Genomic DNA, 12,591 nt, shown 5'->3' on the forward strand with positions numbered 1-12,591 from the left:
CCATGGCTGAACCTGGCACCGAAGGACAAGCGCAGCGCGACGAAGCGGCGCTTGGAGAAAGCGATTTTGCGGCCCTGTTGAAACAGGAATTCAAACCGAAGAGCGAGAAGGCCCAGGAAGCCGTCGAGACAGCGGTGCGCACGCTTGCACAGCAGGCGCTCGGCAGCACCCGACTAATTCCGGACGACGTGCTGGCGAGCATCGAGTCGATGATCAAGGCGATCGACGAGACACTCACCCAACAGATCAATGTGATCATTCACACGGAAGAGTTCCAGAAAGTCGAGAGCGCATGGCGCGGCTTGCACTATCTGGTGAACAACACCGAGACGGACGAAACGCTGAAGATCCGCGTGATGAACGTATCGAAGGGCGATCTGTACAGGACGCTCAAGAAATACAAAGGCGTCGCCTGGGATCAGAGTCCGTTCTTCAAGAAGCTCTATGAAGAAGAGTATGGCCAGTTCGGCGGCGAACCGTATGGTGCGCTGGTGGCCGATTATTACTTCGACAACAGCGGGCCGGACGTCGATCTGTTGACGCAGATCGCCAAGATCTCCGCCGCGGCGCACGCGCCGTTTATTGCGGCGGCCGATCCGGCGGTGATGCTGATGGAGTCGTGGCAGGAGCTCGCCAATCCGCGCGATCTCACCAAGATCTTTCAGACGCCCGAGCATGCCGCATGGCGGTCGCTGCGCGAGTCCGAGGATTCGCGCTACGTCGGACTCGCGATGCCGCGCTTCCTCGCGCGCGCGCCGTACGGCGCCAAAACGAATCCCGTCGACGAATTCGATTTCGAGGAAGACACGGCCGGCGCGGACAGCAGCAAGTACACGTGGGCCAACGCCGCGTACGCCATGGCGACGAACATCAACCGGTCCTTCAAGCGGTATGGCTGGTGTTCGCGGATTCGCGGCATCGAGTCAGGCGGCGCCGTCGAGGATCTGCCGGTGCATTCGTTTCCGACCGACGACGGCGGCGTGGACATGAAATGCCCGACCGAAATCGCCATCAGCGACCGCCGCGAAGCCGAGCTGGCGAAGAACGGATTCATGCCGCTCGTGCACAAGAAAAACTCCGATTTCGCCGCCTTCATTGGTGCGCAATCGCTGCACAAGCCGGCGGAATACGAAGATCCGGATGCGACCGCGAATGCGAATCTGGCTGCCCGTCTGCCGTATCTGTTCGCCTGCAGCCGCTTTGCGCATTACCTCAAGTGCATCGTGCGCGACAAGGTCGGCAGCTTCAAGGAGAAGGACGACATGCAGCGCTGGCTGCAAAACTGGATTCTCAATTACGTCGACGGCGATCCGGCGCACTCGTCGGAAGAGGTCAAGGCGCGGCGCCCGCTCGCGGCCGCTGAAGTGGTAATCGAAGAAGTCGAGGGCAATCCGGGCTATTACACGTCGAAGTTTTTCCTGCGCCCGCATTACCAGTTGGAAGGCTTGACCGTCTCGTTGCGGCTCGTGTCGAAGCTTCCGTCCGCGAAGGCGGCATGACGGAAATTCCCGCGCATTGGCACATCACACTGAATGGAGAAGAAAATGGCTGTCGATATTTTTATGAAGCTGGGCGACATCAAGGGCGAGTCGATCGACAAGACGCACGCGGATTGCATCGATGTGCTGTCCTGGAGCTGGGGTGCGAGCCAGTCGGGAACCATGCATCTGGGCACGGGCGGCGGCGCGGGCAAGGTGTCGATCCAGGACATGTCATTCACCAAGTTCACCGACAAGGCGACGGCGCCGATCATCGCTGCCTGCTGCCAGGGCACGCACATCGACAAGGCGCTCATGACCGTGCGAAAGGCCGGTGGCGATAATCCGCTGGAGTACTACAAGATCACCATGGAAGAAGTGATCGTCAGTTCCTATTCGACCGGCGGTTCGGGCGGCGATGACCGTTTCACGGAACATGTGACCTTGAACTTCGGAAAGTTCCACGTCGAATATCAGCCGCAGAACGCGAAGGGCGCGAAGGAGGGCGGCGTGATCGAGCACAAGTGGCACATCGCGAAGAACGCCACCAGCTAGCACACGCACCGCGCCGGGGCCATGGCGCGCCGCTCCCGGCATGACGCGGCGATATCGACTGGACTTGACGGGGCGAACCGGCATGACAGCAGAACAGAGTTTGCGCGAAGGCCACCTTGAAGAAAGCCTGCGGCAGTTGCAGCTTCGGGTTCGCGAGCTGGCCAATGCGGATGCCCATCTCGAAGAGGGCGGCAACGCCGTGCCGCGCCATGGTTGAACTGACTTCCCGCGACCGCCTGCAACCTTCGCTGCTCGACCGGCTCACCGATCTGGAGCCGGAAGCGAAACAGGAGCCGCGCGAGCGGCGCGTCCTGACGATGCGCGCGCTGCGCCAGAGTGTGCAGCGCGATCTCGGCTGGCTGCTGAATGCAAACGGTCTCGCGTCTGTGCACGATCTGTCGGGCTATCCGTATGTGGCGACATCGGTGATCAATTTCGGCTTGCCCGACATCGCCGGAAAAACCGCTTCCGGAGTCGATGCGCTGCAACTCGAACGGCTGGTGCGCGACGCGATCTGGGCGTTCGAGCCGCGCATCCTGCGGGACACCGTGCGGGTCAGTTCCATGCAGGTCGAAGAGACGACCGGGCGGCACAATACCGTGTCGTTTCTGGTGGAAGGCGATTTGTGGGCGCAACCCTATCCGGAGCGGCTTTACTTCAGGACCGAACTGGATCTGGAAGCCGGCGAAATCAGAGTGATCGACCAGGGCGGACCGCGCTGACGTCATGAATCCAGACCTGATCAAATACTACAGTCAGGAACTCCAGCATCTGCGGGAAATGGGCGGCGAGTTCGCGCGCGAGTTTCCGAAGATCGCAGGACGGCTCGGGCTGGAAAACCTGGAGTGCGCGGACCCTTATGTCGAACGTCTGCTCGAGGGGTTCAGTTTTCTTGCGGCGCGCGTGCAACTGAAAATCGACGCGGAATTTCCGCGCTTCACCCAACACCTCGCTGAGCTGGTGTATCCGCATTATCTTGCGCCGACGCCGTCGATGGCCGTCGTGCAAATTCAGCCCGATCTCAACAGTTCCAATCTCGCCGAGGGCGTGCGGATTCCACGTGGCAGCGCGCTGCGCAGCGTGCTCGACAAGGACGGCTCGACTCGCTTCGGCTTTCGGAGCGCGCATGAACTGACGCTCTGGCCGCTCGAAATCGCCGAGGCCAGGTTCTTCACGCATGCCGGCTCGCTCGGCGGTGTGGATGGCGCGCTGCCGCCGGGCATGGCGGGCGCAGAGGCGATCAAGGCCGGCCTCAGGCTGCGCTTGCGCGCGACGGGCGGCCTGAAAATCAACCAGTTGAAACTCGACCAGCTAACGCTGCACCTGCGCGGCGCCGAGGGCTTGCCTACGCGCATTCATGAACGTCTGCTCGGTTCGGCGAGCGGCGTCGTCGTCATGCCGGTCAAACGTCCGCTGGCGTGGCATGTGCAATTGCCGGCCACCGCACTGCGGCCGGTGGGTTTTGCCGAACACGAAGCATTGCTGCCCGTCAGCCGGCAGTCGTTCCAGGGCTACCGCTTATTGCAGGAGTATTTCGCCTTTCCGCAGCGCTTCATGTTCGTGGCGATCGACGGCCTTCAGCCGGCGTTCCGGCGATGCGCCGATACGGAAATAGAAGTCGTCGTGTTGCTCAGTCGCGGCGACCCGCTTCTTGAGCAATCGCTCGACGCCGGCAATTTCGCGCTTCACTGCACGCCCGCGATCAATCTGTTCTCCCGGCGCACCGACCGCATTACGTTGTCGGACGAGCAGTTCGAATATCACGTGATCGCCGATCGCACGCGGCCGATGGACTTCGAGATCTATCAAATAGAGAGCGCGACGGGATATAGCGCGGGCGCAGGCGGCGAGCAGCAGTTCGAGCCGTTCTACCACGCGCGCGATCTCGGCTCGACATATCGTGCCGGCGCCTACTACCAGGTGCGTCGCGAAAAGCGTCTGCCGTCGGCGCGTCAGAACGAGCGCGGAACACGGACCGGTTACCTCGGCAGTGAGATGTTCATCGCATTGGTCGACGCCGCAAATGCGCCGTTTCGCGGCGATCTGCGCCAACTCGGCTTGCAGGTGCTGTGCACCAACCGCGATTTGCCGCTGACCATGCCGATCGGCGTCGGTCCCGCCGATTTCACGCTCGATGTCGAAGCGCCCGTCAGGAGCGTGCGCTGCGTGAGCGGTCCAAGCCGGCCATTGCCTTCCTACGCGCAAGGCGAAGTGGCATGGCGGCTGATCAGTCACCTGTCGCTGAACTATGCGTCTTTGCTCGATAGCGACGCACAGCAAGGCGCGCGCGCCATGCGCGATCTGCTCGGCCTCTACGCTCCCGCCGAGGACATCGCGAGCCAGCGTCTGATCGAAGGCGTGCGCTCGATCGACTCGCGTTCGGTGACGCGGCGTCTGCCGTGCACCGGTCCTATCGTGTTTGGCCGCGGTCTGGAGGTCACGCTGACGCTCGACGATGCCGCGTTCGAAGGTGCCGGCGCGTTCCTGCTCGGCGCTGTGCTCGCGCGTTATTTCACGCAATATGTGTCGATCAACTCGTTCACCGAGACGGTCGTGAAGACGCTGTCGCGCGGCGAAATCATGCGCTGGCCAGCGAGGGTCGGTCAATGCCAGACGCTCTGACACTGCTGCGCCGGTTTCAGGACGAAGTCTATCGCTTCGACTTCTTCCAGGCTGTCCGGCTGCTGGAGAATGCATATCCGGACAAGCCGCGCATGGGCGAATCGCTGCAACCGCGCGACGACGCAATCCGCTTTGTGCAGGAACCCGAACTCGTGTTCCATCCGACCACGCTCGGCGCGTTCACGCCCGCCGGCGAACTGCACGCCGCGCGCCTCGCGGTCAAATTCTTCGGTCTGCTCGGGCCGCATGGGCCGCTGCCCACGCATATCACGGAGTACGTGCGCGACCGCGCGCGCAACGCGAACGATCCCACCTTCGCGCGCTTTCTGGATGTGTTCCATCACCGCATGGTGTCGCTGTTCTACCGCGCGTGGGCCGACGCGCAACCGGCTGTCAATCTCGACCGGCCGAAGCACGATCGCTTTTCCGTGTATGTCGGGAGCCTGTTCGGTATCGGCGAAGCCGCGCTGCGCGAGCGCGACGCGGTGCCCGATTTCGCCAAACTGCATTTCGCCGGTTTGCTGGCCGCGCCGACGCGTCCGGCGGTGGGTCTGAAGCTCGTGCTGGCGCGCTTTTTCAATCTGCCGGTCGAGATCGAACAGTGGGTCGGCCACTGGATGGCGCTGCCCGCGGGTTCGCTGTCGCGCCTCGGCGCACCGGACGGCTCGGCGGCGCTCGGCGTCTCGACGCTGCTTGGCGCGCGCGTGTGGGATTGCCAGCACAAGTTCCGCATTGTCATCGGCCCGCTGAGCCGCGCCGACTATGAGCGCTTCCTGCCGGGTGGCGAAAGCCTCAGCCGTCTCGTCGACTGGGTGCGCAATTACGCGCGCGACGGCATGGACTGGGATATCCGGCTGGTGCTCAGGCAGCAGGACGTGCCGAGGCTTGCGCTCGGGCGTGACGCGCGGCTTGGCTACACGACGTGGACGCTGGGCGGCGCGGCGAGCGGCGATCAGCGTCAATTGGTCCTGCACCCGACCGATACCGCCGGTCGCGCGCGGAGCGCCACACCGAGGGACAGGAAAAATGGCTGAGATCAAACGCGCGGCCTTGTTCGGCAAGCTGAACAAGCTCGGATTCCGCGCGATAGAGAGCGCGAACGTCTTTTGCAAGCTGCGTGGCAATCCTTATATCGAGCTGGCGCACTGGTTTCATCAGATCCTGCAATTGCAGGACTCGGACCTGCACCGCATCGTCAGGCATTACGGGCTCGAACCTTCCGCGCTGGCGCGCGATCTCACCGAGGCGCTCGACCGCTTGCCGCGCGGCGCCACGTCGGTGACCGATATTTCCTCGCAGGTGGAAGAAGCGGTTGAGCGAGGCTGGGTATTCGGCTCGCTGCTGTTTGGCGAAGCACAGGTGCGCACGGGCCATCTGGTGGTCGGCCTGCTGAAGACGCCGTCGTTGCGCAACGGCTTGTACGGCATCTCGCGCCAGTTCGAGCGCGTCAAGCTCGATTCGCTCGTCGACGATTTCGACAGTTTGCTTGGCGCGTCGCCCGAAGCGGCCATGAGCGCGAGCGACGGTTTCCGTACGGCCGGCGCGTCGCCGCAAAACGGTGACGCCGGCGGCCCCGTGCCGCCCGCCGCGATGGGCAACCAGGAAGCCCTGCGGCGCTTCACCACCGACCTCACCGAGCAGGCGCGCAACGGCAAGCTCGATCCGATCGTCGGGCGCGACGAGGAAATTCGCCAGGTGGTCGATATCCTGATGCGCCGCCGCCAGAACAATCCGATCCTGACCGGCGAGGCCGGAGTCGGCAAGACCGCGGTTGTCGAGGGCTTCGCGCAGCGCATCGTGGCGGGCGACGTGCCGCCGTCGCTGCGCGACGTGCAGTTGCGCACGCTCGACGTCGGTTTGCTGCAGGCGGGCGCAAGCATGAAGGGCGAATTCGAGAACCGTTTGCGTCAGGTGATCGAGGAGGTGCAGGCCTCGGAGAAGCCGATCATCCTGTTTATCGACGAGGCGCATACGCTCGTGGGAGCGGGCGGCGCGGCCGGCACCGGCGACGCCGCGAATCTGCTGAAACCGGCCCTCGCGCGCGGCGCATTGCGCACGGTGGCCGCCACCACGTGGGCCGAATACAAGAAGCACATCGAGAAAGACCCGGCGCTCACGCGGCGCTTCCAGGTGGTGCAGGTGCCCGAGCCCGACGAGACGAAAGCGATCCTCATGATGCGCGGCGTCACATCGACGATGGAACGCCATCACAAGGTGCAGGTGCTCGACGAGGCGCTCGAAGCCGCCGTGCGGCTCTCGCATCGCTACATACCGGCGCGCCAGTTGCCGGACAAGGCGGTCAGTCTGCTCGACACGGCCTGCGCGCGCGTGGCGGTCAGCCAGCATGCGACGCCCGCTTCCGTCGACGATTCGCGCAAACGCATCATGGCGCTCGAAACGGAACTGGCGATCATCGGCCGCGAAACGGCGGTCGGCGTCAACACGCGGGAACGTCAGGCGGCGGCGTCGGAGAAGCTTGCCGCCGAACAGACGCGCCTCGCCGAGCTGGAGACGCGCTGGCAGGCGGAAAAGGAACTGGTCACGCGCATTCTCGATCTGCGCGCGCAACTGCGAGGCGAAACCGGCAAGGTCGAAGGCGCCCGCGAGGCGGAGGCGGAGGCGGTTGGCGCGAAGGCGGCGCAAAGCGACACGGCCGCGCCCGAGACGCTGCTCGCTGAACTGCGCGACTTGCAGGCGCAGCTTGCCGGGCATCAGGGCGAAGACCCGCTGATCCTGCCGACCGTCGATCAGCAGGCGGTCGCCTCGGTGGTGCAGGACTGGACCGGCATACCCGTGGGCCGGATGGTGCGCAACGAAATCGAAAACGTGCTGAAGCTCGCGGAGAACCTGAACCGCCGCATCATCGGGCAGGCACACGCGACGGAGATGATCGCGCGGCGCATCCAGACCTCGCGCGCCGGCCTCGACAATCCGAACAAGCCGATCGGCGTGTTCATGCTGGCCGGCACCTCGGGTGTCGGCAAAACCGAGACCGCGCTTGCGCTCGCCGAGGTCCTCTATGGCGGCGAGCAGAACGTCATCACGATCAACATGAGCGAGTACCAGGAAGCGCATACCGTGTCGTCGCTCAAGGGCGCGCCGCCCGGCTATGTCGGCTACGGCGAAGGCGGCGTGCTGACCGAGGCGGTGCGCCGCCGCCCGTACAGCGTGGTGCTGCTCGACGAAGTGGAGAAGGCGCATCCAGACGTGCACGAAATATTCTTCCAGGTGTTCGACAAAGGCTGGATGGAAGACGGCGAGGGCCGCGTGATCGACTTCAGGAACACGCTGATCATCCTGACCACCAATGCCGGCACGGACCTGATTACCAACCTGTGCAAGGACCCCGAGCGGATGCCCGAGCCGCAAGGCATCGCGAAGGCGCTGCGCGAGCCGTTGCTGAAGGTGTTTCCGCCTGCGTTGCTGGGTCGCGTGGTGGTCATCCCTTACTACCCGCTGTCCGACGAGATGCTCGGCGCGATCATCCGTCTGCAACTGGGGCGCATCGAGAAACGCATGCGCGCGTCGCACAAGATCCCGTTCACCTATGACGACGACGTCGTGACGCTGATCGGCAGCCGCTGCACCGAACTCGAAAGCGGCGGGCGCATGATCGACGCGATTCTGACCAACACGCTGCTGCCGCGCATCAGCACGGAATTTCTGACGAGGATGATGAATGGAAGCCCGGTGTCGAAAGTGCAGATCGGGGCGCGCGACGGTGAATTTCTCTACACGTTCGATTGATCGTCAGACGGCGCGCGCGCGTTTTTGGTAATTCGCCTGGTGGATGCCTTCTTATGCCGCAACAAGTCAGCATGGGTGCGACGCTGCAATGTTCGTTCGGCGCCACGCCCTCGTCGCTCGTGGTGTTACCCGTCAATCGCGTGATGGGCGAGGGGCCGCCCGCGGCGAATATCATGGACCACATTCCGCTCGTCAACATCATGCCGTTCGGCGTGTGTGCGTCGCTCGCGAATCCCGCGGTGGCGGCCGCAACCAGCGCCGCGCTCGGCGTGCTCACGCCGATGCCGTGCGTGCCCGCGACCATGACGCCGTGGACGCCCGGCGCGCCGACCGTGCTGCTCGGCAATCAGCCTTCGCTCGACAACGTATCGACCTGCCTGTGCAACTGGGGCGGTGTGGTGACGATCGTCAATCCGGCCACCGTCAAGACGATGATTCCCTGACATGACCACGCGCGATCCTAACCGCCACGTCACCGTCAGTTGCGCACCTGCCGGCGAGGATCTGCTGTTCCTGCACATGAGCGGCACCGAGGAACTGGGACGCCTGAGCGAATGGCGCGTCGATCTTCTGAGCACGCGCAACGACCTGCGGGCCGGCGATCTGCTCGGCCATGACATGTCGATTGCGCTCGCGTTGCCTGCGCACGGCGAGCGCCAGTTCAACGGCATCGTGACGGCGTTCCGGATCGTCGCGCCCGGCGATCGCACGCGTAACCGGATGGCGCGCTACGAGGCGGTGGTGCGCCCGCGGCTATGGTTGCTCACGCGCGCATCGCACAGCCGCTTTTTCCACGAGAAGAGCGTGCTGAACATCGTCACGAGCGTGCTGGAGGACTACAACGTCGACATGAGCAACAAGTGCTCGGCGAGCTACCCGTCGTTGCCGCACTGCGCGCAATACCGCGAGACCGATTTCGGTTTCATCAGCCGGCTGATGGAACACGAGGGCATTTACTACTATTTCGAGCACGGCGCGGGCAAGCACACGCTGGTGCTGACCGATTCGAGCGACGTGCACGCGCCAATCCCTCACTATCCGTCCATTTCCTACGATGCATGGCACGAGCCGGGAACCGACAAGGAATGCATCTACGCCTGGAGTTCGGGCGCGGAATTGCAGACGGGCAAATACGAGGTCAACGACTACGACTTCGAAAAGCCTTCGTCGAGCAATCAGCAGGGCCTGCTTTCGCGCGCGACCCGTGCGGAAGTCTACGACCCGCCGGTGTACACGATGCAGGAGCATCTGAGCGGCCACACCCAGTCGGGCGACGGCGACCGCTATGCGAAAGTCGGCGTGGAGATTCGCGAAGCGCGCAACGACAGCATCTCGGGGCGATCGAGCGCGCGCGGCATCTGGCCGGGCGGCCAGTTCAGGCTCGAAGCTCACGCCTGCGATGCGCAAAATCACGACTATCTGGTCGTCAGCGCGGTGTACGAAATCAATTCGGAAGCCTATATGTCGACGATTCGCCAGGACTCGTCGCTGCCTTTCTTCGATTGCGCGTTCACGGCGCTGCGCAAGGAAAACCACTTCCGCGCCGAGCGCGTGACGCCGCAGCCTGTCGTGGCGGGACCGCAGACGGCGGTGGTGGCCGGTCCGGACGGCGACGAAATCCTCACCGACAAATACGGCCGCATCAAGGTGCAGTTTCATTGGGAACAGTTTGCGCCGCCCGCCGATGCCGACGCCCGCATGAAGCGCTGCTGGGTGCGCGTGTCGCAAGGCTGGGCCGGCAACCGCTGGGGCACGTTCTTTGTGCCGCGGATCGGCCAGGAAGTGATCGTCGAGTTTGTCGAGGGCAATCCGGACCGGCCGCTCGTTACCGGCTGCGTCTACAACGCCGCCACGATGCCGCCCTTCGAACTGCCCGCGAACCAGACGCTGTCGACGCTCAGGAGCAATTCGACGAAGGGCGGCGGCGGCTTCAACGAAATGCGCTTTGACGACAACAAAGGCGAGGAGCAATTGTTTTTCCACGCCGAAAAGGATCACGAAACCTGGGTGAAGAACGACATGCTCGCCAACGTCGGCAACGACCGTCATCTGAAAATCACCGGCAATGAGTTCGTGGCGATTGCCGGCACGCGGCACGACGCCGTGACAGGCGATCAGAACGCGAGCGTCGACGGCAATGCGTCGCTCAAGGTCGCGCAGAAGTTGCAGGAAAAAGTCGGGATGGACTATGCGCTCGATGCAGGCATGAACATCCATATCAAGGCCGGCATGAACGTCGTGATCGAGGCGGGCGCGAGTATCACGCTGAAAGCGGGAGGCGCCTTCGTGGTGGTGGGGCCAGTGAGTGTCGCCGTGTCGGGCACGCCGATCCTGCTCAACTCCGGCGGGTCGGCGGAGTCCGGCAGCGGTTCGTCGCCGGGCGCGCCGAGCGCGCCAAAAGATGCCGATGACGGGACCAAAAAGATCAAGTCATGACCTGATGTCAATCTGACTGGTGGTGAGGAGACAAGTGAGCTATCCGATTCTTTCGCTGCGTGTGGTGCAATTCAACGACGAGGCGGTGGCCGAACCGATCGTGGTCGAGTTCGGGCCGGCTGGCGGCACGATTGGCCGAGCGAGTGACTGCAACCTCGTGCTGCCCGATCCGCAGCGCGCCATTTCGCGCGTTCATGCGCGCGTGGAGTTTCGCGGCGGCGACTATCTGTTGTGCGATCTCGGCAGCAATCCCAGCGTGTTGAACCAGCGCGCGCTGGGTGGCACGCGCGAGGCCCGTCTCGCGGATGGCGATCGCCTGCTGGTCGGCGCGTATCTGCTTGAAGTGTCGATCGGCGAGGCGGCGGCGGGGCTGCGCAGCCTGACGGGCGGACACGATCCGCTGAGCGCGGCGCAGGTTCTCGGCGGTCCATTGCCGGCCGATTCCGAGGCGGACGCGCTGCGAATCGGCGCGCTCGATCCGCTCGGCCAGCCAGGCTTCGGGGCGCAGCAGGGAACCTCCACGCAGCCGCGTTTCACGGGCTCGGAGAGCGATCACGTGTCGCCGGAGCTGCGGGCGTTTCCGGTGTCGCAACCGGCACAGGAGCGTGGCCCGATAGCGCCGCTGGCCCAGGGCATTCCGGCGGACTACGATCCGCTCGCCGACGCGCTGGCGCAATGGGAGACGCCCGCGCAACCGGGCAGCGGGCAGTTTTCGGCGACGCCGCATCATGCGGCGCACGAGATGGCGTCGCCCGCGCCGGCGCCTCAGGGCGGCCCGACCGGCTTGCCCGCCGGGTTGCTCGACACTTGCGCGACGAGCCCGGTCGCGACACCTTTCGACGATCTGTTCCCGGCGACCTCAGCGCCGCCGTCCGCGTCTCTGTCCGCGCCAGCGGTTCCGTCCGCGCCGGTGGTGCCCGTGGTCGTGCCGGTCGTGGCGCCGCAGGCCGCCAGTGCACGGCTTGTCACGCCTGCTGCGGCGTCTGCCCAGTCAGATCCCACGCCGCCCGCTCCGATTGCGCCACCTCAGACATTCGCCACCACGGCGGCCGACAGCCACGAGCACGCCGTGCCGCCGGCCACGCCAGGCACGCAGGCACGCCCGTACGCACGCGCTCCGGAAAGCGGCAACAGCGCGACTTTCCACGCGCTGCTCGCAGGGCTCGGACTCGACGCGTCGCGCGCGCCCAATCTGCCTGAGGCCGAATTTGCGCGGCTTGTCGGCGAAATGCTGCGCGAGTCGCTGCGCGGCACGATGGCTGTGCTGCGCGCACGGTCCATCACCAAACGCGAAGCGCGCCTCGACACCACGATGATCGTCGCGCGCGATAACAACCCGCTCAAATTTTTCCCCGACGTCGACAGCGCGCTGGCGCAGATGCTGACTGGCCGCAGCGCCGGCTATCTGCCGCCGGGAGAAGCGCTCGCGCGCGCCTTCAACGATATCGAGGCACACGAACTCGCCGTGATCGCCGGGATGCGCGCGGCGCTCGCGCACGTGCTCGGTCGCTTCGACCCGGCGCTCATCGAGGGCCGCCTGAAAGAGCCCGGCGCGCTGGAGAAGGTGCTGTCGAACCGCAAGGCGAAGCTGTGGGATCTGTTCGTCGAAGTGCAGGGCGCGGTGACGCGCGAAGCCGATGACGACATCCAGAAGCTCTTCGGCAAGGCGTTCAACGACGCGTACGAAGCGCAGATCGAAGCACTGCATGCGGCCCGCGAGCGCCAGGCGGCGGACCCGGCCGATCCTCACTGA

At 64.6% G+C, this 12,591-nt stretch carries 10 protein-coding genes; all 10 read left to right on the forward strand.

Annotation, left to right across the window (positions count from 1 at the left end; translation table 11 throughout):
* Nucleotides 1-2 precede the first annotated feature (2 nt).
* Entirely contained in the window at nucleotides 3-1,499 is a 1,497-nt protein-coding gene (gene tssC, locus VOM14_RS23200) for a type VI secretion system contractile sheath large subunit (RefSeq protein WP_327631096.1), read from the forward strand.
* A gap of 45 nt (nucleotides 1,500-1,544) precedes the next feature.
* Nucleotides 1,545-2,033 (forward strand): Hcp family type VI secretion system effector, encoded by a 489-nt coding sequence (locus tag VOM14_RS23205; protein ID WP_327631097.1) that lies wholly within the window; start codon nucleotides 1,545-1,547, stop codon nucleotides 2,031-2,033.
* 82 nt (nucleotides 2,034-2,115) lie between these two features.
* Nucleotides 2,116-2,250 (forward strand): hypothetical protein, encoded by a 135-nt coding sequence (locus VOM14_RS23210; RefSeq protein ID WP_327631098.1) that lies wholly within the window; start codon nucleotides 2,116-2,118, stop codon nucleotides 2,248-2,250.
* Nucleotides 2,243-2,755 (forward strand): type VI secretion system baseplate subunit TssE, encoded by a 513-nt coding sequence (gene tssE / locus VOM14_RS23215; protein WP_327631099.1) that lies wholly within the window; start codon nucleotides 2,243-2,245, stop codon nucleotides 2,753-2,755. Before VOM14_RS23210 ends, tssE begins: the two co-directional genes overlap by 8 nt.
* 4 nt (nucleotides 2,756-2,759) lie before the next feature.
* Nucleotides 2,760-4,655, forward strand: coding sequence for a type VI secretion system baseplate subunit TssF (gene tssF, locus VOM14_RS23220; protein ID WP_327631100.1), 1,896 nt, complete (start codon nucleotides 2,760-2,762; stop codon nucleotides 4,653-4,655).
* Complete coding sequence (tssG, locus tag VOM14_RS23225; protein ID WP_327631101.1) at nucleotides 4,640-5,689, forward strand: type VI secretion system baseplate subunit TssG; 1,050 nt, start codon at nucleotides 4,640-4,642, stop codon at nucleotides 5,687-5,689. The genes tssF and tssG overlap by 16 nt, the downstream gene beginning before the upstream one ends.
* Entirely contained in the window at nucleotides 5,682-8,402 is a 2,721-nt protein-coding gene (tssH, locus tag VOM14_RS23230; protein ID WP_327631102.1) for a type VI secretion system ATPase TssH, read from the forward strand. Before tssG ends, tssH begins: the two co-directional genes overlap by 8 nt.
* A 53-nt stretch (nucleotides 8,403-8,455) precedes the next feature.
* Complete coding sequence (locus tag VOM14_RS23235) at nucleotides 8,456-8,845, forward strand: DUF4280 domain-containing protein (protein ID WP_327631103.1); 390 nt, start codon at nucleotides 8,456-8,458, stop codon at nucleotides 8,843-8,845.
* A 1-nt stretch (nucleotide 8,846) separates the two neighbouring features.
* Nucleotides 8,847-10,838 (forward strand): type VI secretion system Vgr family protein, encoded by a 1,992-nt coding sequence (locus VOM14_RS23240; RefSeq protein WP_327631104.1) that lies wholly within the window; start codon nucleotides 8,847-8,849, stop codon nucleotides 10,836-10,838.
* A gap of 34 nt (nucleotides 10,839-10,872) precedes the next feature.
* Nucleotides 10,873-12,591, forward strand: a complete 1,719-nt coding sequence (tagH, locus tag VOM14_RS23245; protein WP_327631105.1) for a type VI secretion system-associated FHA domain protein TagH — start codon at nucleotides 10,873-10,875, stop codon at nucleotides 12,589-12,591.

It is taken from the genome of Paraburkholderia sp. MPAMCS5 (assembly GCF_036016995.1).
Classification (GTDB): domain Bacteria; phylum Pseudomonadota; class Gammaproteobacteria; order Burkholderiales; family Burkholderiaceae; genus Paraburkholderia.

Coding starts and splice junctions, on each gene's coding strand:
- tssC (WP_327631096.1), top strand. CDS start 3: ATGGCTGAACCTGGCACCGAAGGACAAGCGCAGCGCGACGAAGCGGCG.
- VOM14_RS23205 (WP_327631097.1), top strand. CDS start 1,545: ATGGCTGTCGATATTTTTATGAAGCTGGGCGACATCAAGGGCGAGTCG.
- VOM14_RS23210 (WP_327631098.1), top strand. CDS start 2,116: ATGACAGCAGAACAGAGTTTGCGCGAAGGCCACCTTGAAGAAAGCCTG.
- tssE (WP_327631099.1), top strand. CDS start 2,243: ATGGTTGAACTGACTTCCCGCGACCGCCTGCAACCTTCGCTGCTCGAC.
- tssF (WP_327631100.1), top strand. CDS start 2,760: ATGAATCCAGACCTGATCAAATACTACAGTCAGGAACTCCAGCATCTG.
- tssG (WP_327631101.1), top strand. CDS start 4,640: ATGCCAGACGCTCTGACACTGCTGCGCCGGTTTCAGGACGAAGTCTAT.
- tssH (WP_327631102.1), top strand. CDS start 5,682: ATGGCTGAGATCAAACGCGCGGCCTTGTTCGGCAAGCTGAACAAGCTC.
- VOM14_RS23235 (WP_327631103.1), top strand. CDS start 8,456: ATGCCGCAACAAGTCAGCATGGGTGCGACGCTGCAATGTTCGTTCGGC.
- VOM14_RS23240 (WP_327631104.1), top strand. CDS start 8,847: ATGACCACGCGCGATCCTAACCGCCACGTCACCGTCAGTTGCGCACCT.